Raw genomic sequence first — 24,906 nt, 5'->3', positions numbered from 1 at the left:
TCCTCAGAGCACGTCGAGGGGGATTTTCAGGTAACGGGTCCCGTTGTCCTCGGCGGGAGGCAATTGGCCGGCGCGCATGTTCACTTGCACTGACGGAAGAATCAGGGTCGGCATGCCCAGGGTGGCATCACGGGCGCTGCGCATGGCAACAAAGTCAGCCTCGCTGATGCCTTCATGCACATGCACGTTCAGCTCGCGTTGTTCAGCAACGCTGGTTTGGTAGCGGAAGTCATCACGCCCCGGTGCCTTGTAGTCGTGGCACATAAACAGGCGCGTTGTGTCGGGCAGGGTAAACAGCTTGCGAATCGACTGAAACAACGTGCGCGCATCACCCCCGGGGAAATCGCAACGTGCGGTGCCGTAGTCGGGCATGAACAGGGTATCGCCGACAAAGCCGGCATCACCGATCAAGTAGGTCATGCACGCCGGGGTATGGCCCGGGGTATGGATGACGCGGGCCTCAATACTGCCCAGATTGAAGGTATCTCCATCCTTGAACAGGTGATCGAACTGACGGCCGTCGGTAGCAAATTCGGCGTCGGCGTTGAACAGCTTGCCAAAGGTGTCTTGAACTATGGTGATGTTTTCGCCGATGGCCAGCGTCCCGCCCAGTTCGCGTTTCAGGTAGGGAGCAGCGGAGAGGTGGTCAGCGTGTACATGGGTTTCCAACAGCCAGTCCACCTGCAGTTGCTGCTCGCGCACATAGGCAATCAGGCGATCCGCGCTCTTGTAGGAAGTACGCCCCGCGGCGGGATCGTAGTCGAGTACCGAGTCGATGATGGCGCAGTGCTTGCTCGCCAGGTCGGTCACGACGTAGCTGTAGGTGTAAGTTGCTGGGTCGAAAAAAGCTTCTACATGAGGCTGCATGATTACACTCCGGAGCTATACCCGTGGGGGTATTCATTTAAGCTAGAGCGTAACTGTTATTTGGTTCTATGCTTAGAATAAAAAAGAATATAAAGAAGTGATGATCTTGCGACTCGCAATAAATATCTGTAACTGATTGATATGTAATGACTTATCTGGCTGCTAGGCGAAAGTCGCGGGAGGCGTGATGGCTGATTTATGGATGTTTGTCGGGGCGCTGGTGGTTGTCTATCTGGTACCGGGCCCAGATATGGTGCTGATGTTGCAGACTGCGGCTACCCAAGGGCGTGCTCATGCCATGGCTGTTGCCGCTGGCCTGGGATTGGCCAGAGGCGCGCATGTGCTGATAGCTGCGTTGGGGCTGGGGGCGTTGCTCAAGTCTTCGCCCGAGATCTTCGAGGTGCTGCGCCTTATGGGCGCCGCCTATCTGGTCTGGCTGGCTATCAGGATCTTTCGGGCGCCGTCACTGATAGCAGCATGCCCTGTAGGAAACAGCCGCAGTGATGTGCAACTCTGGCGCGCTTCATTGTGTAAGGGATTGATCACCAACATAAGCAACCCCAAGGCACTACTGTTCTGCTCGGTTCTATTACCGCAGTTCATTCGCCCGGAGGAGAGCGCAGTCGCCGGGCAATTTGCCCTTCTCGGTATCGTGCTGGTATTCACGGGGCTGTGCTTCGATTTGCTATACGCCTCTGCAGGCGCCGCGCTCAGCCGCTGGCTGGCACAGCGACCACTGGCCCAAACCCTCCAGCGCTGGCTGTTTGCGTCCATTCTGATTGGCTTCGGTGTACGAATGGCTCTGGCGGGACGGGCCTAGGGGGCTGTGCGAGAGCAGACACACCTACTGCGGAAACCCGGAGTTTTAATTATTCCGCTCATTTTTGTTGATTTGAGCGACTATTCGCGAGGCAGCACCGCTGCAAAAGAGCGTAAAACCGCCACAATCGGCCTTCCCTCGCGATGATCCCTACTCTGGCACAGCATTCCAGAAGCCATGCTTTCTCGCCTGCAGTATTTCCTCAAATGACGCCGCCAGTAGGCGAAGTAATAAAAAAACCTACAGCGCTTATAGAAAGTATGAATACCCTGGGGAGTACCTATGCGCTCGTTTTCAGCTATGGTTAGTGGCGATCATGAACAGTTGGCCAAGCGCCAACTGTGAACCCGATCAGCTTGCGGCGTACGTTGCGTGCTGGTTTACACAAAGCCTGGGAGTATGAGATGGATCCGAAAAGTCAGAAATCTGCAGGTCAATGTCCTGTGATGCACGGAGGCAATACATCTGTTGGTAAGTCGAACATGGAGTGGTGGCCGAACGCCCTGAATTTAGAAATCCTGCACCAACATGACACTAAGACCAATCCGCTGGGGCAAGGCTTCGATTATCGAGAAGCCGTCAAAACACTAGACGTGGCGGCTCTAAAGCGTGATCTCACCGCACTGATGACGGACAGCCAGGACTGGTGGCCGGCTGATTGGGGGCACTATGGCGGTTTGATGATTCGAATGGCTTGGCATGCGGCAGGTTCTTATCGGATTGCGGATGGGCGCGGTGGTGCCGGCACCGGTAACCAGCGTTTTGCTCCACTGAACTCTTGGCCGGACAATGCCAATCTGGACAAGGCGCGTCGGCTACTTTGGCCTATCAAGAAAAAGTACGGCAACAAGATCAGTTGGGCTGATTTGATCGTGCTGGCTGGCAACGTGGCTTATGAGTCCATGGGCCTGAAGACCTTCGGTTTTGCTTTTGGTCGTGAGGATATTTGGCATCCCGAGCAGGACACTTACTGGGGCTCAGAAAAGGAATGGCTTGCCCCCACTGGTAGTGAAGGTAGCCGCTACTCTGGCGAGCGTGACCTAGATAATCCATTGGCTGCAGTCATGATGGGACTTATCTATGTCAACCCTGAGGGTGTTGATGGCAAACCTGATCCACTTAAGACCGCCCATGATGTCCGTGTTACCTTTGCTCGCATGGCAATGAACGATGAAGAAACCGTTGCGCTTACTGCAGGTGGGCACACTGTAGGTAAATGCCATGGTAACGGTAATGCCAAGAATCTTGGTCCTGAACCGGAAGCCGCAGATGTTGAAGAGCAAGGCCTTGGTTGGAACAACCATGTTACCCGGGGCATTGGCCGCGATACGGTGACCAGCGGTATTGAAGGTGCTTGGACCACCCATCCTACTCAGTGGGATAACGGTTATTTCTATCTGCTGCTCAACTATGACTGGGAGCTAAAGAAGAGCCCCGCTGGAGCATGGCAATGGGAGCCCATTAATATCAAAGAAGAAGATAAGCCGGTAGACGTGGAGGATCCAACGATCCGCTACAACCCAATCATGACTGATGCCGATATGGCCATGAAAATGGATCCTGAATACCGCAAGATTTCCGAGCGGTTCTACAAGGATCCTGCGTACTTTTCGGATGTTTTTGCTCGTGCCTGGTTTAAGTTGACTCACCGAGATATGGGCCCGAAAAGTCGGTATATCGGACCGGAGGCGCCACAAGAAGATCTGATCTGGCAAGATCCAGTTCCTGCTGGTCGGCGTGATTATGACGTTGCTCTAGTAAAATCAAAGATTGCAGCCAGTGGTTTGAGTATCAGTGAAATGGTCAGCACCGCCTGGGACAGCGCGCGAACCTTCCGGGGCTCTGATAAGCGTGGCGGTGCAAACGGTGCACGCATTCGCCTGACTCCGCAAAAGGATTGGGAAGGCAACGAGCCTGAGCGTCTCGCTAAGGTGCTTACCGTGCTGGAGGGCATCGCTGCACAAACGGGGGCTAGCGTTGCTGATGTAATAGTGCTGGCGGGTAATGTGGGGATTGAGCATGCTGCCAAGGCGGCTGGTTTTGCGATTAGCGTACCGTTCACGCCGGGCCGTGGTGATGCCAGCCAGGCGATGACTGATGTCGAATCCTTTGAGGTGCTGGAGCCGGTTGCCGATGGATATCGCAACTGGATGAAGAAAGACTATACGGTGAGTGCGGAAGAGTTGATGCTTGATCGTACCCAACTACTAGGTCTGACTGCGCCTGAAATGACCGTGCTAGTTGGTGGCATGCGTATGCTGGGTACTAACCATGGTGGAACCAAGCATGGAGTATTTACTGACCGCGAAGGCCAGCTGACCAATGACTTTTTCGTCAACCTGACCGATATGGCAAACGTGTGGAAACCGGCAGGTCGCAATTTGTACGAGATCCGTGATCGCAAAACAGGTGCGTTGAAATGGACAGCAACGCGTGCAGACTTGGTGTTCGGTTCCAATTCGATTCTGCGTGCCTATGCTGAGGTCTATGCTCAGGATGATAACCACGAAAAGTTTATCAGTGATTTCGTTGCTGCATGGGCGAAAGTTATGAATGCTGATCGCTTTGACTTGAATTGATTCCATAGTCTTATTCAGAAAGCAATTCAGGCAGGCAGCCATTCATATGGCTGCCTATTTTTTTGACCGCAAAGTGTGTGGCCTATTTAACTGGCAGTAAATAGGCGAAGTGGTTGGATAAGATGGTCATTGTGAAACTAGTGTGTCTTCTGGGTTTATTTTAATAAGCATACTGGTATTGGCCTCGTAACGTATGCTACGCGCATCTACTTCATCGATATGATGCCTACTGCGAATGACCCACGACCCAGCTGCAGGCAATTGCAGGTTGGCGACACCATTGGCGTCGGTATGCGCCACCAGGCGATCCTGCTGTGGTGCCATGGCAGCCACTCGGGCATTGGCCAATGGCTGGCCATCGAACAGCACTATCACGCGCAGGGTATCGCCTGAGCTCAGGTGTGCAGGGTTATCCAGCGGGGCCAGTTCCAGTCGATCACCCGCGCGCATGGTGTAGGCCTCTCCCGAACCTTGCGGGTTGATCAGCGCCTTGGCGAAGGCTTCTATACGCAGCGTCTTGGCCGGGTCTTTGGTCTGTTGACCTTTCTCAATGGCGCGATAGCGCGGGGCGCTACGTGCGACGGCGATGGCACTGCTGGCCGGCGCCGGGATCTCGCCGATGAGGGCTTTGGCTGTTTCGTCGGCGTGTAAGGTGATGTCTTGTTGTCCTTCTGCGCTAAGTAAGCGCAGGCTGACATCGCCGCTACTGAGTAGGCGTTCGCCCTGGAAGAGTTTCTCCGTCATCAGCACCGCTATCGATAGCTGATCGTCCGTTTGCTCGGGCTTGACCAGAAAGGTGTGTGCTTGGGCAGCGAGGGGGGCCAGCAAAAGGCTGGCGAGTAAAAAGATACGCATTGGGAAACTCCATCAGATGAGGTGTAGGAAAAGGGCGAGCGGCGGGGCACCAATGCTCAGCGCCGGGACCAGGTTGGGTCGATAACTGAGCAGCGTTATCTGGGCAAAGGCAGCAAGGCTCAGCACCGATGCCCACAGCGCCAGTCCTATCGAGGTGCCGAGCGCGAAGATCGCGGGTACAGCAGCACTAGCCAAAAGCAGCCAGCCAAGCAGGCGCAGCAGTTGGCGCCTGAGGGGAGCAGGTTTATGTCCGTATACCTGCTCATGATGACGATCGACTCCAAGACACAGCGAGCCGAAACCGCTGAAGCACAAGGCAAGGCAAAGCACGATCATGCTGCGGCCTCCTGAGTTACTTTGCGCGTCAGGCGCAGTTTGCTCGGCATGGCTTGGTGACGGGCGATATGCCAGGTCGCCAGGGCTAGCAGGGCAGCACTGGCCAGCAGGGCCAGATCCATACCGGCAAGTAACCAGTGGCCCTGGCTCACTGTCGTTATCAGGCTGCTGCTTGGTTGGAGCAGAGCAAAGAAGGGCAGGCCACCGAACAGCAATGCGGCAAAGCTGGTCTGCTCGAGCCAGGCACGCTTGTGCGAGCGCAGCAGGGGATGCAGCAGGCAAAGGGCCCATGCGATGAAGAAGCACCGAATCTCCCAGTCGGCCCGTTGCTCCAGCCCTGCTGGCAAAAGGCGGTTGGCCCAGAAGTAGGCGGCGATAGCCACTGGCAGGCCGGCAATGCAGCCTACGTTGAGCATTTCGACCAGGCGATGACCGAACGGGGTACCGCTCAGCTTCTTGCGCTCAGGCAGGCGTTTTACCACCCATAGCACCAGCCCGGTGGCGATCATGGCCGTACCCAGCAGGCCGCTGAGAAAGAACATCCAGCGCAGCGGTGGCCCCGCGAAGCGGATCAGGTGCAAGCTGGTAAATACGTTGTAGACAGCGCTTGCTGCTGGCGTTGGTGTCGCCTTGGGGGCGTTCATGGCTGCACCAGTCACGCCGTTGAAGCGCAAACGCTCGCCATTGCCGCGTTCGAGCAGGCTGTCGCCACCGCGCTGTCGCAGTTCGACCACGGCTCGCTCGGTATTGGGGGCGGAGATCGAGAGGCTGGCGATACCCTGCGGCCAGCGCTGTTGAGCATGGGCAAGAAGGGGAGCGAGATCGGTCATTTGCGCCGGTTTGACTGGTTGTCGCGGCGCATCGATTGGGGCTCCCCGACCACCGCCTCCGCGACCACCGGCTTCGCTGAAGAACGCCTGACGATCACCCTGGTACGCGCTTTCGACGCCCCAGGGCATGAGCATGAACATCAGCAGCAGTAAGCCGCTGTAGGTGATCATGAAATGAAAGGGCAGGGCGAGCACCGCGGTTACGTTGTGAGCATCTAACCAGGAGCGTTGTCCCTTGGCTGGTCGGAATGTGAAGAAGTCCTTGAAGATCTTTTTGTGGGTGATCACGCCGCTGACGATGGCGACCAGCATCAGCATGGTCGCGATACCGACTATCCAGCGCGCCACCTCGCGAGGCATGGCGTAGAGCTCGAAGTGAAAGCGGTAGAGGAAGCTACCACCGCGTGTTTCGCGCACCTGCACAGGTTCGCCGCTGCTCGTATCCAGCGTCAGGCGCTGCCCGCCGCCCTTGCCGATGCGTTCGCCCGGCTCGAACCACTGGATCTGCAATGCCGCATTGCGTGGTCCGGGCAGGCTTACGTTCCATTGCGCGGCATCAGGCGCGTGCTTCTCCAACTGCGCCAATGCAAGTCTGGCGCTGTCGTCCCTTGGGCCAGCGGTGTGCAGCTCAGGCTTCATCCAGTAACTGATCTCTTCCTGAAAGAAGCTCAGCGTTCCGGTGAGGAATATGGCGTAGAGCAGCCAGCCAAGCAGCAGGCCGGTCCAGGTGTGCAGCCAGGCATTCGCCTGGCGGAAGGCCAATGGCTTCATACGTTGGCGCTCCGCATCAGCAGATGTGCGGCAGGGATGGCACACAGCAGCGTCGCCACGCACCAGGCACGTCGCACACTTTTGGCGCTGAAGGCCCATATCGCCAAGGCGCAGTACAGCGCGAAGGACAGCTGCGTGGCGGCGAGCACCGCCTGCGGTTTTGGCAGGGGCAGTGCCAGGGCCAGACTGGCGCAGCACAGAGCGGCAAAGCCGTAGCCCCCCAGGACTGCGAGCAGTGTTCGGGCTGCAATCGTCAGACGATAGCGGAAGGCGTTCTCAGACGAATGAGTACGTGCCATTAGCAGCCCCACCGACTGATTGTGAGGCCTTGGGAAGCGAAATACGTTTGTATATTGATGATAATGCTAATCATAATGATTTAGTCCTAAGATGCTCTCACTATCCCAGCCTTTGCTGACCGAAGGCTGACAAGCGCACGGTGCATGTCATGAAATTGCTTGTCGTTGAAGACCATCCGGCGTTGGGTGAACTGTTACAGCGCCACCTGCAGCGCACCGGCTTTGTGGTCGATATCGCAGAGCGCGGGCGGCAGGCTCAGGCGATGCTGGAGCTGAGCCGCTATGACGCGATGATTCTTGACCTCGGCCTGCCCGACATGGATGGCCTGTCGCTCCTGGCTGCACGTTCTGCGACCCGCAACAACGATCTGCCCTGCATCATCCTCACGGCCAACGATGCGCTTGAAAGGCGCGTTGCCGGGCTTGATGCGGGAGCCGATGACTTCCTGCTCAAGCCGTTCGAGATGGCTGAGTTACAGGCGCGCTTGCGCGCTGTTCTTCGACGCCCTGGATCGCGCCGCGAGCGCCGCCTGCAACTGGGAAATCTCAGCCTGTGCCAGGACAGTCGAGACGTCTGCGTGGGGACATGCCCTTTGCTGTTGTCCAAACGTGAACTGGCCCTGCTTGAGGAGTTATTGCGTAATGTGCCGCGCGTGGTGATCAAGGACCACCTCGAGGAGCGCCTGTATGCGCTCAGCGAGGCCGTCACACCCAATGCCATCGAGGCGTTGGTTTCACGCTTGCGGCGCAAGCTGGCGGATGCCGGTGCCGACAGCGGCATCGAGACCCTGCGTGGGCTGGGCTATCGCCTGACTCTTAACGCAGGGTGACTGCTCAGAAGCTCAGCGCGACGCCCAGATTCAAACGACGTCCGTCCAGGGTCTTGCCGTATTCCTCGCTGGAAATTTCCTTGTCGAAGACGTTGTACAGACCGGCATAGACGTTCATGTGCTTGCTGACCCGGTACAGCCCGCCGAGATCGACCAGGGTATAGGCTGGGCGTCGCTCCAGGTCTTCGTCCGAAACGGTCTCGCTCTTGTAGCGGGCCTTTGTCCAGAAGTTCAGGGCATCGGTGGCACGCCAGTCCAGGCCAACGTTGAACATGTGCTTGGGCAGGTTGTTGAAGGGTTTGCCGACGTCCTCTGGCGAGGCTTCGGACTCCGTGATCTCGCTGTCGGAGAAGGTGTAGTTGGTGCGCAGGTCCACTGAGGCGCTCAATGGCACGTTGAAGAATGCTTCTATGCCGCGCAATTCGGCCTGATCCTGGTTCACGTACTGGTTGATGGTCTGCCGCGGCGCGATGCCGTTGACGGTGCAGCTCGGGTTGTTGGCCGGGCTGGTGCACCACAATTTTTTACCGATCTTGTCCTCGAACTCGGTGAAGAACACGGTGACGCCGGACTGGATACCGTTGTCCGCATCCCACATCAAAGCCATCTCGTAGTTGATACTGCTTTCCGGCTTGAGATCCGAGTTGCCCATGTCATAAGAGCGGCCACGGCCGGCATTCTCGACAATGCTGGAGTCGGCCTGCTTCAATGAAGGCGCCTTGTAGCCACCGCTGACTCCGCCCTTGAGCACCCACTCGTCACTCAGGCGGTACACGCCATAGAGGCGAGGAATGATTTCTTCGCCGTAGTGTTCGTTCTCATCGAAACGCAGACCAGCTGTTACCGAGAATGCGTCGGTCAGTGCGTACTCATCTTCAACGAACAGGGCGCGCTGCCAACGCTCCAGTGTCATATCGGCACCGTAAAAGCGGCCCTGGTCATGATCGATGGTTTCCCATTTGTACTCACCGCCCAGGGTGATGGTGTGGCGTTCTAGCGGGATGAAGGTCTTGCTGTTGATCAGGTCGTCGCTGTACTCGGATTCCGAGCTGCCGTTCTCGATCTGTTCGCGAGCCTGGGTCGCGAACGTGGTGGTGCGGAAGCCGTTGCCCCAGTTCAGATCATGGGTGATGCCGTAGTGGGTCCGGTCATTGTTCATCTCACCAGGGGCACCACTGATCTCGGTCTTGAGGTTGTCGCTCTTGGCACGACCGGCTTCCAGCTGGAAGCTGTGCATGTCGTTCAGGACGAAATCGAGTTTGGCGGTATTGTTCTCGCTGGTCTTCTCGGGGTAACCACCGACAATGTCGTCCTCGTCGCGCTTGTAGCGCGAGCCATAGAGGCTCAGGGCCAGATGCTCCTGGACCAGCGGACCGCTCAGGTAATAGCGAGTCTGTCCCGCCGTGCCGGCGGCGTCATCTTCATGTAGCAGGTGGTCATAGCTGATCTGGCCGGACCAACTCGCAGCTGTGGTCTTCTTGGTAATGATATTGATCACGCCAGCCAGGGCGCTGGAGCCGTACAAAGAAGACATCGGGCCGCGAATCACCTCGATACGTTCGATGGCCGACATCGGCGGCAGCCAGCCGAACTGAGTCGCACTGCCGAAACCGTTGTAGTAGGCCTCACCTGAGGAACCCAGTGGTTTGCCGTCGACCATGAACAGCGTGTAGGCCTCACCCAGACCACGGATGTTGATCGACGTGCTCTCCAGCTTTCCGCCTGCGCCACCTTCGATAGATACGCCGGGAATGTCCTGTAGGGCGTCGGTGACGTCGCGGTAGTACTTACCTTCCAGTTGCTCCTTGGTGATGACCGTGATCGAGGCTGGGGCCTCGATCAACTGTTGCTCGTAACCAGATGCTGTGACGACTACGTCTTTGAGGTTCAGCGCCTCTGTACCCTCAGCGGCGTATCCGATTGCTGGTGCCAGCGAAATGGCCGCGGCGAGAACCGTAGGACGAAAACCCAGTAGACGATTGGCATGTCGCATAGACATTATTGCTGAACTCCCCTTAATGGATAATACAAATGATAAGTGATCTCATTATTGTGGGCGGCGACTATGCCAGCGATCGCTGACGCCAACCTGACGGGGGAGAGAACTAATCCGACGCGGAGAAGCTTGCGCCTGCGCATCCTGGTTGCTCTGTTGCTGGTGTTCGCATTGGGCTTCGGCAACCTGGCGATTCACCTCTATGGCACCCGTGACGAGCTGCGAAGGACGATGCTGGAGCTTCAGGCGCATGCCGTCACAGAGGGGATACGGGACGAGAGAGACATGAGCCGGCTGCCGCTCAGTTATGCCGGAGAGCCATTGGGCTACACCCTTTATTCGGCGCAGGGAGAAGTGCTGTGGTTCTCGGAAAACCTGGATCGACCAAGCCGTTTGCGTACTGCCATGTTGGAGCAGGGAAGTCGCTGGTGGCGCTGGAGCCCAATCGGTGGGCGTGTGATCAATGTTCCGGTGCGCCTGCCTGATGGTGCGACGTTGATGGTGACGCGCAACGATGCGAAAGAGCGCGGGACGATTGATCGTCTGCTGCTCGAACGTCTACGGCAGAGCCTCTTGATCATGCTGCCGCTGGGTCTGTTGTCAGTGCTGTTGATCCTCTGGTTACTCAACTGGACGTTGCGCCCGGTGAGGCGTGCTGCCGATCTGGCTGCTTCCATTGGGCCCGGGGAGTTGAACCGACGCATCCCTCTCACCAATTTGCCCGTGGAAATCCGGCCCTTAGCCGAAGCGGCCAATCGAGCACTCGATCGTCTGGCTGAGGCCTTTGCTGGTGAACGTCGTTTCGTGGCGGATGCGGCTCACGAACTGCGCACGCCACTGACGGTGCTCGACCTGCGCATGCAGGAGGCTCGCGAGAGTGAACGCCCGGATTGGCCGGCCTTGGAGGGTGAAATGCGTCAGATGCGTCGTTTGGTCGGGCAACTGCTCGAACTGGCGCGTCAGGAGGGAATGGCGGGTACGCAGCAGAGGGGCGAGCAGACGAGTCGCGTGTCACGTGTGATCCGTGAGTCGGTGGCGAGCATGCTGCCCTTGTTCGAGGCCAGGGATCGTGAGCTGAGCGTTGACGTTGAGGATGGCTTGGTTTGCCGGGGTAATCACGATGAATTACGCGAGGTGATGCTCAACGTGCTGGAGAATGCCCTGCTGCATGGCGCAGGGACAGTCCGGGTGCGGGGGCGGAAGTCCGCCGGGAATGTCGTCATTGAGGTTTGCGATCAGGGTGAGGGGGTCGCACAAGATCAGCGGGAAGCAATGTTCCAGCGTTTCAGCAAGGGGCGCCAGGGCAGTGAGGGGACGGGGCTTGGCCTGGCCATCGTGCGCCGTATCGTGGAGAACTCCGGTGGCCGCGTTGCTTTCATCGATGGACAAGCCAGCACGTTAAGTATCGTGTTGCCTTTAACGCAGCCTGCTGATGCGCACCAGCACCGGCTTTAGCAGCAGACCGTAGAGCTAGAATATTCATCGCCGGCAGCGAGTGCTGCTCACTCCGAGTATATTTTCCCGTGCCAGAAGTGCCAGCACAGCACTTCTGGCACTTGGAGTATTTCAACGAAGCAACGACCATTCTTCTGGGCCAACACCTATCTGGATGTGAAGAAGGATTTGAAAGGCCGGTATCCGAAGCACTACTGGCCGGACGATCCCTTGATTGCCGAGCCCACTGCGCGGGCCAAGCCGCGCAAGTGAGGGCTCAGGGTGTTTCGCGGCGTAGCGCTGCGCCCAGTTGCACTTCCAGGCCATCGCCATGGGCGATGAACTGCAGGGTGCAGCCGCAACGTTCAGCGATGGCCTTGACGATGGAAAGGCCAAGGCCGCTGCCGTCGCTGTCGGCGCTGCGCCAGAAGCGCTCGGTGAAACGCTGCAGGCGTTCAGGGGTAATGCCTGGTCCTTGGTCGCGTACCTTGAACAGCACGCCATGCGGGCCATCAAGGGCTATGTGCAGAGACACCGAGGTTCCTGCTTTGGTGTGGCGGCGGGCGTTTTCCAGCAGATTGCGCAATGCCGCGATGGCCAGGGCCGGTGGCATCGCCAGACAGCGTTCGGGCAGATCGTCGGCGCAGCTCAGCTCGATTGCCGCACCGCTTTTCTGCGTGGCATCGGCGATGGCCTGACGAGCGATCTGCAACGGCCGGCAGGGTAGGCCTTCATCGAACGGCAGGTTGCCCTCGACCCGTGCCAGCATCAGTAACTGTTCGAGGATGCGTTGCAGGTGGTCGGCGCCCTGTTCGGCCATGGCGATGGCCGTGCGTGCGTTGTCGCCCTCGGTCATTGCCGCCACTTGCAGATGGGTTTTCACCGCCGTCAGCGGGCTGCGCAGTTCGTGTGCGGCGTCGTCGGTCAACCTGCGTTCGCGCTCCAGGGTGTCGCCGATGCGTTGGAACAGTTGGTTCTGCGCCTCTACCAGGGGCGCCAGTTCTGCCGATAGACCGGTCAAGGGCAGCGGCTCGCTGGTATTGGCGCTGCGCCCGGCGAGTGCGGCGCGGATGCGTTCCAGTGGCGCCAGGCCGCGACCGAGCCCGATCCACAGCAAGGCCAGGCTACCGAGCAGGGCGACTACGACGGGCAGCGCCGCAGCCAGCAGGATCGAGCGTTTCAGCGTGGCGCGCTCATCCAGGCGATCGGCCGTGGTAATGCGCAGATCACCCTGGATCAGGGTGAAGCTGCGCCAGGGGCGGTCACCGATGATCTGGTCGCGAAAACCTTTCTGACCCGCGTCGAGCAGGTCGTCCGGGGTCGAATGGCTGCGCGCCAGTACCTCGCCGCGCAGCGAGCTGATCTGGCAGGCCAGACCGTTGGGAATACCCAACTGTTCTGCGCTCAAATGTGGCACGCCATCATTGGCCGTGCGTGCCTGCGGTAGTTGCACCAGCAAGCCCGCAACCATGCGCGCGGAGGCGGCCAGGCGTTCGTCGAGCGACTGCATTAGCTGGTTGCGCAAGTCATAGAGCATCCAGGTCGCGGCCAGCGACCAGAGCAGGACGAAGGCGGCGCCAAGGCCCAGGGTAAGGCGCAGACGCAAGGTCATGGCTGCTGCCCCTCATGCCCGGCAGGGCCGAGGCGATAGCCCAGGCCGCGCACGGTTTCTACGATGCCGTTGCCGAGCTTTCGCCGCAGGTGATGGATATGCACGTTGAGGGCGTTGCTCTCGACCTCGTCATCGAGGCCGTAGACCGAGTCCTTGAGGTGTTCGCTGCTGAGGATGCGCCCCGGATTCTGCAGCAACGCCTGCAACAGCGCCTGTTCGCGGCGCGAAAGATCGATGGGCTGGCCGCAAAGACTCACCGCACAGGTGGTCGGGTCGTACTGCAATGGCCCGTGATCGATCAGGTGCGTGGTCCGGCCTGCGGCGCGGCGCAGCAGGGCGTGCAGGCGGGCAGCCAGCTCGCGCAGATCGAAGGGTTTGGTCAGGTAGTCGTCGGCGCCGGCCTGCAGACCAGCAACCCGCTCGGCGATGGCGTCGCGTGCGGTGAGGATCAGTACCGGCAGTGCCATGCCGTCGCGGCGCAGGCGTTGCAGCAAGGCCAGGCCGTCTTCGTCGGGCAGGCCGAGGTCGAGAATCAGCAGGTCGAAATGGCTGTGCTGCAACAGGCTTTGCGTCGCCGCCGCACTGGCCGCATGGGCGACGGTGAACCCCTGGGCTTGCAGGCCGGCGATCACGCCGCTGGCGATCAGCGAGTTGTCTTCGGTAAGCAGAACATGCATGGGCGGTAGTGGCGGCAGAGGGCGAGTCGACAGTATCGCTCATCGCGATTAAGGCAGGATTATTGGCGCTGATTGGCGGGCTGTTAATCGGCTGTTAATTGCACTTTGGCATCCTCGACATCTCCTCAGTTGCGCGGTGTCGTCATGCGTTTGCTCGTTGTTCTCCTCAGTCTGTTCTGTAGCGCCGCGTTTGCCTCGTTGCCCATCGACGGCCTGCGCTCGGGCGATGACTTTCTCGCTGCCGAGCAGGCATTCGTGCTCGACGTGCAGCAGCAGAGCGAAGGTGAAACGACGCTGAGCTGGGACATAGCGCCTGGTTACTACCTGTATCAGCAACGGCTCAAGTTCACTGGCCTGACCGATGAGCAGGCGCCAGAGCTACCGCCGGGCCTGGCTCATGAGGACGAATATTTCGGTGCCTCGCAGATCTATCGTGAGCGCCTGCAACTGACCCTGCCAGCCGAGGCGCGCGGGCGTATCCAGGTGCAGTGGCAAGGCTGTGCCGATGCCGGTCTGTGTTACCCACCGCAGACCCGGATGCTCGATCTTGGTGGTACTGGCGCCACCGAAGCCGGTCGGGCCGATGACCTGGCCTTGCTCGATGGTCTGCAGCAGCAGGCGCTGTGGCTGAGCATGGCAGTGTTCTTCGGCCTGGGCCTGCTGCTGGCGTTCACCCCTTGTTCACTGCCGATGCTGCCGATTCTTGCGGGTATCGTGGTGGGTAGCCGCGCTTCGCCATCACGTGGCTTTGCCCTGGCGGGTAGTTATGCGCTGAGCATGGCGCTGGTCTATGCGCTGCTCGGCGTACTGGCGGCAGCGCTCGGCGCCAATCTGCAGAGTCTGTTGCAGCAACCCTGGTTGATCGCCTCGTTCGCGGCGCTGTTCGTGCTGTTGGCGCTGCCGATGTTCGGTTTCTTCGAGTTGCAATTGCCGGCTGCGCTGCGGGATCGCCTGGAGCGGGTCGGGCGCGGGCAGCAGGGCGGTAGCCTGGTGGGGGCCGCTTTGCTCGGCGTGCTCTCTGGTCTGCTGGTCGGCCCCTGCATGACTGCACCGCTGGCGGCTGCCTTGCTGTTCATCGGGCAGAGTGGCGACCTGTTGCAGGGCGGCCTGGTGCTGTTCGCGCTGGGGCTGGGCATCGGTACGCCGCTGGTGCTGCTGGTAACGCTGGGCAATCGCCTGCTGCCCAAGCCGGGGCTGTGGATGGAGCGGGTCAAGGCGGTGTTCGGTTTTCTCTTCCTGGCCACGGCGCTTTATCTGCTGCGACCACTGCTGGCCGAGTCGATCTGGCTGGCGCTGAGCGGCGCCTGGCTGATCCTCGCGGCTAGCAGCCTCGTGCACCTGGCTGTGCAGTTACAGGCGCAGCGTGCGCTGGCCCATGCCGGTGCGGCGTTACTCGGATTGTGGGGCGTGGCGATGCTGCTGGGCGCGGCTGCCGGCGGCAGCGATCCTTTGCGCCCGTTGGGGGTGTTCACTGTTGTCGCTGCGCCCCAGGGCGAGGTACGCACGGCCAGCTTCGTCGATGTGCGCGAGCCCGAACACCTGCAGCGCGAACTGGATGAAGCCAAGGCGCAGGGACAATGGGTGCTGGTGGATTACTACGCGGACTGGTGCGTGTCGTGCAAGGTCATGGAGCGCGAGGTATTCGGCAACACCGAGGTGCAGGCGCGCCTGGCCGATGCGCGCAAGCTGCGTCTGGATGTCACCGCACCGGGGGCAGCGAGCCGTGAACTGCTCGGCCGTTATCAGGTGTTGGGGCCGCCGACTCTGCTGCTGATCGGCCCGGACGGTGAGGAGCGGCGCCAGCAACGCATCACCGGCGAGGCGGATGCACAGCAGTTTTTGCGGGTCTGGGATAGCACCATGGAGCGAGGCTGATGTTGACGATAGGCATAGGGCCGCTGGCGCTGGGTGTTGGCCATGTATTGCTGTTGGTGAGCCTGCTGCTGGCAACCCTGGTCGGCTGGTGGCTGGGGCGCAAACGCCAGATCAATCCAGAAAAACAGATCTTTCGCCTGCTGCTGACCGCCTTGCTGGGCGCGCGCCTGGCTTTCGTCGCGCTGTATTTCGAGCACTACCAGGATGCCCTCTGGCGCGTGATCGACATTCGCGACGGCGGCTTCATTGCCTGGGGCGGTGTGCTGGCGGCTGGGCTGCTGGGCGCCTGGTATCTGTGGCGTCACGCGCCGTTGCGTGTGGCGCTGGGCGGTGGGATGGCCACGGGGCTGCTGATCTGGGGCATGGGCAGCCTGGTGCTGCACACGCTGGAGCAGGGCACACGGCTGCCGGAACTGGCCCTGCGCGATGTCCAGGGGCAGTCGGTGGTGCTGCGCGAACAGCTTGGCCAACCCATGGTGATCAATCTCTGGGCGACCTGGTGCCCACCTTGCCGGCGGGAGATGCCGGTACTGGCCGAGGCGCAGCGTGAGCATCCGGGTGTGACCTTCATCTTCGCTAACCAGGGCGAGGGTGCCGGCGAGGTCAGTGCCTTTCTCACTAGCCAGGCGCTGCAACTGGACAACGTGCTGCTCGACAGTGGCGTCCGCCTTGGGCAACTGGTCGGCTCACGGGCGCTGCCCACCACCTTGTTCTACGACGCCGAGGGTCGCCAGGTTGGCAGCCACCTCGGTGAACTGTCCCGCGCCAGCCTGGCTCGGGCTCTGGAAACCCTGAAGACGGATCAATGATCATGAACTCAATCAAGTCTCTAGCCTTGCTCGGCTTGTTGCTGACGCCACTGGCCCAGGCCGATGAACTGCCTGCGACGATCAAGGCTGTCGAAGGCCGTGGGGCCAAGGTAGTGGGCAGCTTCGACGCACCTGGTGGGCTCAAGGGCTATGCCGCGCGCTATAACGGCCAGGGGCTGGCGCTGTACCTGACGGCCGATGGTGAGCATGTACTGATCGGCACCTTGCTCAATGCCAAGGGGGAGGATCTGACAAAGGCGCCACTGGAGCGTCTGGTCTATCAGCCGCTGGGTCAGGAGATGTGGCAGCAGTTGCAAGACAGCACCTGGATCGCCGATGGCGACGACAAGGCAGCACGCGTCGTTTACATGTTCTCCGACCCCAACTGCCCTTACTGCAACATGTTCTGGCGTCAGGCGCGGCCCTGGGTCGAGGCCGGGCGTGTGCAGCTACGCCACGTTATGGTCGGCATGCTGCGCCCGGACAGCCCCAGCAAGGCGGCGGCGCTGCTCGCTGCCAGCGATCCGCGCAAGGCGCTCGGCGAGCATGAATCTGCCGGGCGCGAAAGCACGCTCAAACCGCTGGGCAAGATCCCCGAAAAAATCACGGAGCAACTGAACGCCAACATGGAGCTGATGGGCGAAATGGGTGCCTCCGCGACGCCGGCCATCTACTACCTCGATGATGCGGGCCGTCTGCAGCAGCACAACGGTGCGCCGCGTCCAGACATGCTGGAAAGCATCATGGGTTCTGCCAAACCGTGACTGACAGCGCGCAGCCTTGGTTGTGCGCCTGGAAAAGCCTGATAACAACAATTGAAGAGAATGCCCATGAGAGCCTCTCGTTTAAGCCTGTTGGGATTATGTGTTGCATTGAGTGGCGGCGCATTCGCCTTCGAGCCGCTGCCACTTGCGCAGCAGGGTGGTGTCAGTCAGGTGATGCTGACTTGCACAGCGTGTCACGGCGATGCCTTGATGGGCGTGGCGGCCGCCGGATTTCCACGTTTGGCCGGATTATCTGCCGATTATCTGAGCAAGCAGCTCTATGATTTCAAGGCCGGCAAGCGTTTCAATCCGTACATGCAGCAGTTCGCGGCAGGCCTTAGTGATCAGGACATCCAGTCCGTGACGCGGTTCTTCGCCGCGTTACCAGCGGCACAGTACGCAAGGCCCAACCGTGCCGCAGCGGCCAGCGATCTCGGTGCGCGCCTGGCTTTGCGTGGCGCCTGGGAACGCAATGTTCCAGAGTGCGTGTCCTGTCATGGCCCGGGAGGTGTCGGCGTTGGCAAGACCTTCCCGCCCCTGGCCGGGCAGCCTGCTGCGTACCTGGCCAATCAGTTGCACGACTGGCAGAAGGGCATTCGCCACAATGACCCCAACGAGCTGATGGGGCATATCGCCAAGGCCTTGAGTGAAGAGGAAATCCAAGCTGTATCCGACTACTTTGCTGGCCTGCCTGCCGGAGGTGCCCAATGAAACACCTGATCCCCTTCGCGCTTGGCCTGGCCAGCGCTGCCACCGCCCATGCCGCGACCATCGCCATGGAAGATCAGAGTCAGCTACCCGCAGCGCCGGCCAAGGCCGAATACAGCGAGTGGTTTCAGCCTCCGCACGAGAAAGACCTGCCCAACGATGGATTCGGCCAGCTGGTACGTGAGGGCCGAGCGATCTTCGTCGATACCCGCAACCAGGCCGGTGAGTATGTCGGCAACGGCATGAACTGCACCAACTGCCATCTGGATCAGGGGCGCAAGGCCAACTCGGCGCCGTTGTGGGGGGCCTACACCATGTATCCGGCTTATCGAAAGAAGAACGATAAGGTCAACAGCTTCGCCGAGCGTATCCAGGGCTGCTTCCAGTTCAGCATGAACGGCACCGCGCCAGCGGTGGACAGCCACATCATCAACGCCATCACTGCCTATTCGTACTGGCTGGCGACCGGTGCCCCGGTGGGCAAGGCGCTACCGGGGCGGCTGTATCCAGTGGTGCAGGAACCGGCGGGTGGCTATGACCTGGCCCGTGGCGAGCAGGTCTATCAGCAGCAATGCGCGGTTTGTCATGGCGATAACGGTGAGGGGCAGAAAGCCGGCAAGGACTATGTCCTGCCGCCGCTATGGGGCAAGGACTCCTACAACTGGGGGGCGGGCATGCACCGTATCAACACCGCCGCCGGCTTCATCCGTCACAACATGCCGCTGGGCAAGGGCGGTACGCTCAGCGATGCCGATGCCTGGCATGTGGCGGCCTACATGAACAGCCACGAGCGCCCGCAGGACCCTCGGCTGATCGACGGCTCCATCGAGAAAACCCGAGACAAGTACCACGCTGATGATGGTGTGAACCTGTACGGCAAGGTCGTCAACGGCGTGATGCTCGGGCAAGGGGTGGACTGAATCTATATCGGTTACCGTCATTCCGGCCTTCTCGACAGATCAGAACCTACGACCTGCTGTATCTGTTTCAAGAGAATGGTGATCACCGGACCGTGGGGTTAGCAGCCAAGGAGGATGAACANCCGTTAGCTCAGAACCTTCCTTCCAGGTTTGTTTTCACAGGCAATTTCATTGGCATTTGCCATGGCTCGGGTCAGCCCTGACAACTCGCCTCGGCGAGAACCAGGGCCTTTCGGTGATCGATGACCTTGCATCGTCTAGCCACACATTTTCACTAGATGCGCTCGGCCAGACTGTTCGTGGCATTGAGGTGGGGCTCGTTGCTGATGAGCTTGGTCTGCCAGGCCGCGAGCTCACCGTTTTCGACATCGAGGCGCTTGAGCCACTGATCAGCCGACCAGCCCACCACCCGTAACTCCCCGTCATGTGAGCCACCATGCAAGGAGCCTACGGTTTCGTAGCGGATGCCCTTGAGTGCATGGTTCAGCAACACATAGGGAGCAGGCCTTGGGTCGTCAGCATCTCCGCCAAGGTAGGGGTGAGCGCCTGCTTGAATGACTACGCCGTTGCCGCATTCGTAGAAAGCGAAATGACTCGACGGCAGTTGACCGCGCAGCACGTCCAGGCCGCCCACCTGATCCAGGCGCACTTGGTCGAGTAAGGTCAGCCAACTGATGCTCTTGATCTTGGAATGCTTGAACGCCGGGCGATTAGCGAGCAACGCTGCGGTACCTACATCCAGGCCGGGCATGCGTTGAGCCATAAAGGCTTCGGTGGGTTCATTTTCATCGCGCCGAGTCGGTGACAGGTTGAAGGCCAGGCCGGCGTAGCCCTGCTCGGGGTTCAGTCGACGGGCGAAGCTCATGAATAGCTGCTGAAAAAACAGGGGATTTTGTTCTTGGTAAAGCAATGGAACCGAGAACTCCAGAACGCTTAGGCCGTCCCCCATCTTGGCTTGCCATCCACGCTTGCCGTAGATATCGAAGAGCCATGCGCCGGCATCATGGGCGTTTTTTCCATTGGTGTAGGAGAAGCTGAGGTGATCATCCTCATCCATCTCCAGCATCATTTCCCGCAGCGGCTTTGCGTCCTTGTAGGCGATAAGCGGCTTACCCTTGGGGGGCTCTTCCCGCCACAACCAAGTCAGATGCGGTTCTGCCACCTGCTTGAACTCGTCGAAGCATTGGCAAAGCGCTTCACGTACCAAGGGCGTGTGTGCCTCTCTGAAGTAGAGCGTGCCGCGCACGCAAAGCACTGCCCCAATGTAGTCCTCCGGGCCGCCTTTCATCAGCAGGTTACCGGGTATTTCCAGTAGGTGAGGCTGCTTGGCCAGTTCCTCGGCCAGGTCGAATGGTTGTGCCATGGGTGTTCCTCGAAATCAGTAAGCAGGTGCTGGAAGCGGCGGGCGTGGCGAGCGGCCACGGGTCAGGATATACATCAGAGCGCTTGCCGCCGCAGCGGCCCAGCCCAGTTGTTCGACGGGTACCTCGGACTGCTGGTTTTCCTGGCTGCAGTCGCACTCGGTTGATTTCATTTCAACCACTTTTCGCTCATCCCCAGCGATAGCTGCGTATGCTTCAGTTTGCTCGCGATTCTTCTGATCCGGTGGGAACTTCATCTCCACCACCTGCTTGATATTGTCCTGCGTCGGCGGCTTGTTGGGATCCTTGACGATCACCACGTCAGGTCGGCGAATCATCCCCTTGCCCGGTTTGAAAGGCGGATGCTCCGGGTCATCATTCCAATACTTGCTGATCCACCCCGGTATCCAGCCGTGAGCGCTGCTGCCTGTCTGGCTGTCGAGAATGGGCTGCGGCGGGTTCTTGGTCATGTCGTAGCTGACTTCGGGCCGATAAGGACTATGCCCTTGAAGCACCTCATTCAGCTCGCCGAGTCGTTGGGCAACACAGGACTGTTTGAGGTTCTTGCCATCCTGGCTGATGTTAGGCGTGCTGCTGCAGTAGCAGATCGCTGAGCACAAAACCTTCTTGTCCTGCGGATCGAGCTTGGGCTCCAGCACACCTACTGGATTGACCTTGCCAGTCGGGCTCATACCACCTTGGGAGAGGCTTGGCTGATCGCTCATTGCCCATCCCCCTGAACCAGATCGATATGCAGGGTTTCAGAGGCGTCGTGGTTGACCCAGGAGGTCATGCCTTCTGCATCCGTCGTGTCGATGGCACTCCACCCGCCGCTCTACCAGACTTTCACCCTACGACCGGCAACAGGTTTGCCGGTCTCCTGGTCGATCAATTGGAAGCGTCCGGAGAAGGGGGCAGTGGAGTTGCTTAGGGGAACAGGAGGCGTAAAGGCCGCCACGACCGAGGCATCGCCGATCAGCACAGTTCCTGAACCACCGACGATCACATTGCCGTGCGCACCGACACTCCCCAGTGTGGCCGCCGGCAAGCCGTTGATGAACACGGTGGAGGCCACCGCTGAAGCAATTGGGCTTCCGCAAGCAGAAACGTCAGTCTGCCTGGCTGCCGGCAACCCGTCGAACAGGACGTTTGGCGAGCCGACAACGATGGGATTGGTGCCATGGCCTGGCAGCGGGCAGGCCGTAGGGTCGGTAACGCGAGCTGCTGGTTTTCCACTCATTCTGCAGATCCTTGCATGAGCGCGATGTCGCTTCGAAGAAGATGGCCAGAGGGGCGGCCGGGACCATCGAGAGGCCCGGACACGACTCGCTCCAGCCAGATTTCGCACGCGGCCTTAGCGGGATGAAATTGCGCAGAATTTTGCGCGAATGGTCCCGAAGCCCCGGGATATGTGGGCTTGCTGCGACTGTAAGAAAATATTGCGTGTGCGAGTCGAAGGGAGCGATGGACGATCATGCTGTCGCTCCCCATGTGATCCAGCAGCGCTGGGCTGGGAAAGCTGGTCGAGACTCGAGTATCAAGAGATGGAAAGGGCGGATGTGAATCGCCAAGGCTTAAAGCGCTGCTGATGAAGGTTTGCTCTATGGAGGTGTGGATTCGTAGTGATCGGCGAGAGGTCTGCCGCGGCAGACAATGTTGCCGCTTAGGTTGGTCGTTTCGGTGCAGCTGGCGCCGATGATTACGCTGCGTTGACTTGCCCACGTCGCCCTGTGCATCGTTGGCTTGTGGGACTGGTTTGAACAAAACCCTCCCAGGCAACTGGGATTATTCGATAGGAGCAGGGATGGGAGCTTTCACTCCGGCTGGAGAAACGCGTGTAGCTGTTCTGGTGGATTGCGACAACGTATCGCCCGAGATTCTGGAGCACGCATTGCGCGTTGTGGCCCAGTTCGGACGTGTCGTCCTGAGAAGGGGGTATGGCAATCACGGCACCTTGGCGAACAAGTGGCAGGAGGCTCTGGTTCGACTGGCCTTCACGCCATGCCTGCAGTACCAGTATGCAGCCGGCAAGAATACCTCCGATATCGCCTTGGCCCTGGATGCAATGGAGGCGCTCTTCGATCACCGTGCGGATACGTTCTGCCTGGTGACCAGCGACTCCGATTTCGCCTACCTGTGCCGCAAGCTCAGAGAACGTGGCGCTACCGTCTGCATCGTCGGTGAACCCAAGACTCCCGACGCACTGCGCAACGCCAGCGACCAGTTCTTTGAGTGGCGCCGCGAAGAGCACTTCCAGGAACCTGTTGCAGAGCAGGCTGACAAGCCCGCAGCCAAGGCTGAATCAAGCGCCAAGCAGGAAACCGCCAAGCCTGAACCCAGCAAGCCAGTCGTCAAACGGCGACCGAGGTTTGTGGTGGATGCCGTTTCTCTACTTGCAGGCGGAACCAGTGAAGGCAAAGTCACCCTGAGCGCCCTTGGGCAATATCTCAAACGTACTGATCCGGCATTTTCGCCAAACGCCTACGGCCATTCTGGTCTGCTCGACATGATCAGAACCTACGACCTGCTGCACCTGATCCAAGAGAACGGCGGACACTGGACTGTGGGGCTGGCAGCCAAGGAAGATGAACCGGCTGAACACGCTGCGCACGCCTGAAAGGGCGCAGCAAAAAGGGGGCTCAGCCCCCTTGGTTCATAGCAACCCACGCTCAGCGAAAGATACNATGATGGTGTGAACCTGTACGGCAAGGTCGTCAACGGCGTGATGCTCGGGCAAGGGGTGGACTGAATCTATATCGGTTACCGTCATTCCGGCCTTCTCGACAGATCAGAACCTACGACCTGCTGTATCTGTTTCAAGAGAATGGTGATCACCGGACCGTGGGGTTAGCAGCCAAGGAGGATGAACAGGCTGAACACGCTGCGCACGCCTGACCGGGCGCAGCAAAAAGGGGGCTCAGCCCCCTTGGTTCATAGCAACCCAAGCTCGGCGAAAGATACGGTGCGTTGGCCTGCCACGATGATGTGATCCAGCGAACGGACATCGACCAGAGCCAGGGCCTCTTTCAAACGCTGTGTGNGACTGTGGGGCTGGCAGCCAAGGAAGATGAACCGGCTGAACACGCTGCGCACGCCTGAAAGGGCGCAGCAAAAAGGGGGCTCAGCCCCCTTGGTTCATAGCAACCCACGCTCAGCGAAAGATACGGTGCGTTGGCCTGCCACGATGACGTGATCCAGCGAGCGGACATCGACCAGCGCCAAGGCCTCCTTCAAGCGTTGTGTTAGCACCTTGTCAGCCTGGCTTGGCTCTGGATTTCCGCTTGGATGGTTGTGCGCGAAGATCACTGCCGCAGCATTGAGGCGCAGCGCTTCCTTGACCACCTCGCGCGGGTACACAGACGCACTGTCGATGGTGCCGCGGAACATCTCGACGTACTGGATCAGACGATGCTTGGCATCCAGAAACAGCGCTGCGAAAACCTCGTGCTCAAAGCCACCCAGCTTCGCGATCAAGTACTCCTTGACCAGCTCTGACGACGTAAAGGCCGCACCTCGCTGAACCTTTTGATCGATCACCTTGCGAGCAGCATCCAANNNGTCAGCCTGGCTTGGCTCTGGATTTCCGCTTGGATGGTTGTGCGCGAAGATCACTGCCGCAGCATTGAGGCGCAGCGCTTCCTTGACCACCTCGCGCGGGTACACAGACGCACTGTCGATGGTGCCGCGGAACATCTCGACGTACTGGATCAGACGATGCTTGGCATCCAGAAACAGCGCTGCGAAAACCTCGTGCTCAAAGCCACCCAGCTTCGCGATCAAGTACTCCTTGACCAGCTCTGACGACGTAAAGGCCGCACCTCGCTGAACCTTTTGATCGATCACCTTGCGAGCAGCATCCAAGATCTGTTCTGCAGTGGCAGGCAGATAGCGACCTTGCTCGTCGCGAATCATCAGAGAAGCGTCAAAGGCGAGAGAAAGCTGCGACATAATCATGCTCCAGTTGCTCGGGCGGAATTGCCCGGAACCGGCCCAGCACGGCGCAGCGCAGCAGTCAGGGGGCGATAGCCGGCCCANGGTACACCGAGGCACTGTCGATGGTGCCGCGAAACATCTCAAGGTACTGGATCAGGCGATGCTTGGCATCCAGAAACAGCGCTGCGAAAACCTCGTGCTCAAAGCCACCCAGCTTCGCGATCAGGTAGTCCTTGACCAACTCCGAAGACGTGAAGGCTGCGCCTCGCTGAACCTTCTGATCGATCACCTTGCGAGCAGCGTCCAGNCGCGATCAAGTACTCCTTGACCAGCTCTGACGACGTAAAGGCCGCACCTCGCTGAACCTTTTGATCGATCACCTTGCGAGCAGCATCCAAGATCTGTTCTGCAGTGGCAGGCAGATAGCGACCTTGCTCGTCGCGAATCATCAGAGAAGCGTCAAAGGCGAGAGAAAGCTGCGACATAATCATGCTCCAGTTGCTCGGGCGGAATTGCCCGGAACCGGCCCAGCACGGCGCAGCGCAGCAGTCAGGGGGCGATAGCCGGCCCAGCCGCAAATGCGCGAAGCGCATGCAGCCCTTGACGGCGAGAACGCCGTGATACGGTGAA

21 protein-coding genes and 4 pseudogenes are annotated in these 24,906 nt (G+C 59.6%); 11 read left to right on the top strand and 14 right to left on the bottom strand.

Annotated features, from left to right (window positions below):
* Positions 1-3: 3 nt before the first annotated feature.
* Positions 4-867: an MBL fold metallo-hydrolase gene (locus C2846_RS08510; protein ID WP_074915880.1), complete on the bottom strand. Its 864-nt coding sequence runs from the start codon at positions 865-867 to the stop codon at positions 4-6.
* 187 nt (positions 868-1,054) lie between these two features.
* On the opposite strand from C2846_RS08510, the gene C2846_RS08505 reads away from it, so the two are divergent.
* Both C2846_RS08505 and katG read left to right on the top strand, forming a co-directional pair.
* The gene (locus C2846_RS08505) at positions 1,055-1,687 is read left to right on the top strand and encodes a LysE family translocator (protein ID WP_074915879.1); all 633 of its coding nucleotides are present in this window, start codon (positions 1,055-1,057) and stop codon (positions 1,685-1,687) included.
* Between the two features lie 404 nt (positions 1,688-2,091).
* Positions 2,092-4,266, top strand: coding sequence for a catalase/peroxidase HPI (gene katG / locus C2846_RS08500; RefSeq protein WP_074915877.1), 2,175 nt, complete (start codon positions 2,092-2,094; stop codon positions 4,264-4,266).
* Between the two features lie 126 nt (positions 4,267-4,392).
* Here katG and C2846_RS08495 read toward each other — a convergent pair whose 3' ends face one another.
* From C2846_RS08495 to C2846_RS08480, 4 genes are read right to left on the bottom strand one after another with little or no spacing between them, the layout of a single operon-like run.
* Entirely contained in the window at positions 4,393-5,121 is a 729-nt protein-coding gene (locus tag C2846_RS08495; RefSeq protein WP_074915875.1) for a DUF4198 domain-containing protein, read from the bottom strand.
* Positions 5,122-5,133: 12 nt separating this feature from the next.
* Positions 5,134-5,457 (bottom strand): DUF3325 domain-containing protein, encoded by a 324-nt coding sequence (locus tag C2846_RS08490; protein WP_074915873.1) that lies wholly within the window; start codon positions 5,455-5,457, stop codon positions 5,134-5,136.
* Positions 5,454-7,058, bottom strand: a complete 1,605-nt coding sequence (locus C2846_RS08485) for a PepSY-associated TM helix domain-containing protein (RefSeq protein ID WP_074915872.1) — start codon at positions 7,056-7,058, stop codon at positions 5,454-5,456. The genes C2846_RS08490 and C2846_RS08485 overlap by 4 nt, the downstream gene beginning before the upstream one ends.
* Positions 7,055-7,357, bottom strand: a complete 303-nt coding sequence (locus C2846_RS08480) for a hypothetical protein (protein ID WP_074915870.1) — start codon at positions 7,355-7,357, stop codon at positions 7,055-7,057. Before C2846_RS08480 ends, C2846_RS08485 begins: the two co-directional genes overlap by 4 nt.
* A 149-nt stretch (positions 7,358-7,506) precedes the next feature.
* Between C2846_RS08480 and C2846_RS08475 the strand changes: the two genes are divergently transcribed.
* Entirely contained in the window at positions 7,507-8,187 is a 681-nt protein-coding gene (locus tag C2846_RS08475) for a response regulator (protein ID WP_074915868.1), read from the top strand.
* Positions 8,188-8,191: 4 nt separating this feature from the next.
* Here C2846_RS08475 and C2846_RS08470 read toward each other — a convergent pair whose 3' ends face one another.
* Positions 8,192-10,186: a TonB-dependent receptor domain-containing protein gene (locus tag C2846_RS08470; protein WP_240638178.1), complete on the bottom strand. Its 1,995-nt coding sequence runs from the start codon at positions 10,184-10,186 to the stop codon at positions 8,192-8,194.
* Between the two features lie 126 nt (positions 10,187-10,312).
* Here C2846_RS08470 and C2846_RS08465 point away from each other — a divergent pair, with 126 nt between their 5' ends.
* Positions 10,313-11,638 carry a sensor histidine kinase gene (locus C2846_RS08465; protein ID WP_240638177.1) on the top strand — a complete coding sequence of 442 codons (1,326 nt, stop codon included), beginning with the start codon at positions 10,313-10,315 and terminating at the stop codon, positions 11,636-11,638.
* 108 nt (positions 11,639-11,746) lie between these two features.
* Positions 11,747-11,890: pseudogene (locus C2846_RS18935) on the top strand (ATP-dependent helicase C-terminal domain-containing protein); the annotation flags it as partial.
* A gap of 4 nt (positions 11,891-11,894) precedes the next feature.
* On the opposite strand, the gene C2846_RS08455 reads toward C2846_RS18935, so the two are convergent.
* Positions 11,895-13,229 (bottom strand): sensor histidine kinase, encoded by a 1,335-nt coding sequence (locus C2846_RS08455; protein WP_074915863.1) that lies wholly within the window; start codon positions 13,227-13,229, stop codon positions 11,895-11,897.
* Complete coding sequence (locus C2846_RS08450) at positions 13,226-13,906, bottom strand: response regulator (RefSeq protein ID WP_074915860.1); 681 nt, start codon at positions 13,904-13,906, stop codon at positions 13,226-13,228. The genes C2846_RS08455 and C2846_RS08450 overlap by 4 nt, the downstream gene beginning before the upstream one ends.
* Before the next feature lie 144 nt (positions 13,907-14,050).
* Here C2846_RS08450 and dsbD point away from each other — a divergent pair, with 144 nt between their 5' ends.
* The 5 genes from dsbD to C2846_RS08425 all read left to right on the top strand — a co-directional run bounded on the left by dsbD (position 14,051) and on the right by C2846_RS08425 (position 18,982).
* The gene (gene dsbD, locus C2846_RS08445; RefSeq protein ID WP_119701236.1) at positions 14,051-15,781 is read left to right on the top strand and encodes a protein-disulfide reductase DsbD; all 1,731 of its coding nucleotides are present in this window, start codon (positions 14,051-14,053) and stop codon (positions 15,779-15,781) included.
* Positions 15,781-16,590 carry a TlpA family protein disulfide reductase gene (locus tag C2846_RS08440; RefSeq protein WP_119701235.1) on the top strand — a complete coding sequence of 270 codons (810 nt, stop codon included), beginning with the start codon at positions 15,781-15,783 and terminating at the stop codon, positions 16,588-16,590. Before dsbD ends, C2846_RS08440 begins: the two co-directional genes overlap by 1 nt.
* Before the next feature lie 2 nt (positions 16,591-16,592).
* Positions 16,593-17,354, top strand: a complete 762-nt coding sequence (gene dsbG / locus C2846_RS08435; protein ID WP_119701234.1) for a thiol:disulfide interchange protein DsbG — start codon at positions 16,593-16,595, stop codon at positions 17,352-17,354.
* Positions 17,355-17,420: 66 nt separating this feature from the next.
* Complete coding sequence (locus tag C2846_RS08430) at positions 17,421-18,065, top strand: c-type cytochrome (RefSeq protein WP_119701233.1); 645 nt, start codon at positions 17,421-17,423, stop codon at positions 18,063-18,065.
* Positions 18,062-18,982, top strand: coding sequence for a c-type cytochrome (locus C2846_RS08425; RefSeq protein WP_119701232.1), 921 nt, complete (start codon positions 18,062-18,064; stop codon positions 18,980-18,982). The genes C2846_RS08430 and C2846_RS08425 overlap by 4 nt, the downstream gene beginning before the upstream one ends.
* A 274-nt stretch (positions 18,983-19,256) precedes the next feature.
* On the opposite strand, the gene C2846_RS08420 is transcribed toward C2846_RS08425, so the two are convergent.
* From C2846_RS08420 to C2846_RS08410, 3 genes and pseudogenes are all read right to left on the bottom strand, one after another.
* Positions 19,257-20,345 carry a DUF3396 domain-containing protein gene (locus tag C2846_RS08420; RefSeq protein WP_119701231.1) on the bottom strand — a complete coding sequence of 363 codons (1,089 nt, stop codon included), beginning with the start codon at positions 20,343-20,345 and terminating at the stop codon, positions 19,257-19,259.
* A 15-nt stretch (positions 20,346-20,360) separates the two neighbouring features.
* Positions 20,361-21,068, bottom strand: coding sequence for a VRR-NUC domain-containing protein (locus tag C2846_RS08415; protein ID WP_043942197.1), 708 nt, complete (start codon positions 21,066-21,068; stop codon positions 20,361-20,363).
* A pseudogene (locus C2846_RS08410) lies at positions 21,065-21,583 on the bottom strand (PAAR domain-containing protein). Before C2846_RS08410 ends, C2846_RS08415 begins: the two are co-directional and overlap by 4 nt.
* Before the next feature lie 564 nt (positions 21,584-22,147).
* Between C2846_RS08410 and C2846_RS08405 the strand changes: the two are divergent.
* Complete coding sequence (locus tag C2846_RS08405) at positions 22,148-22,960, top strand: NYN domain-containing protein (protein WP_043942196.1); 813 nt, start codon at positions 22,148-22,150, stop codon at positions 22,958-22,960.
* 314 nt (positions 22,961-23,274) lie between these two features.
* Here the strand turns inward: C2846_RS08405 and C2846_RS08400 are convergent.
* The 3 genes and pseudogenes from C2846_RS08400 to C2846_RS19110 form a co-directional block, all read right to left on the bottom strand.
* Positions 23,275-23,382: pseudogene (locus C2846_RS08400) on the bottom strand (JAB domain-containing protein); the annotation flags it as partial.
* Between the two features lie 96 nt (positions 23,383-23,478).
* Entirely contained in the window at positions 23,479-24,255 is a 777-nt protein-coding gene (gene radC / locus C2846_RS18930; RefSeq protein ID WP_276310924.1) for a RadC family protein, read from the bottom strand.
* Positions 24,256-24,379: 124 nt separating this feature from the next.
* Positions 24,380-24,761: pseudogene (locus tag C2846_RS19110) on the bottom strand (JAB domain-containing protein); the annotation flags it as partial.
* Between the last annotated feature and the right edge of the window lie 145 nt (positions 24,762-24,906).

The organism is Pseudomonas jilinensis (assembly GCF_003586265.1).
GTDB lineage: Bacteria > Pseudomonadota > Gammaproteobacteria > Pseudomonadales > Pseudomonadaceae > Halopseudomonas > Halopseudomonas phragmitis.
This window is presented reverse-complemented; position numbering and strand designations above follow the sequence as displayed.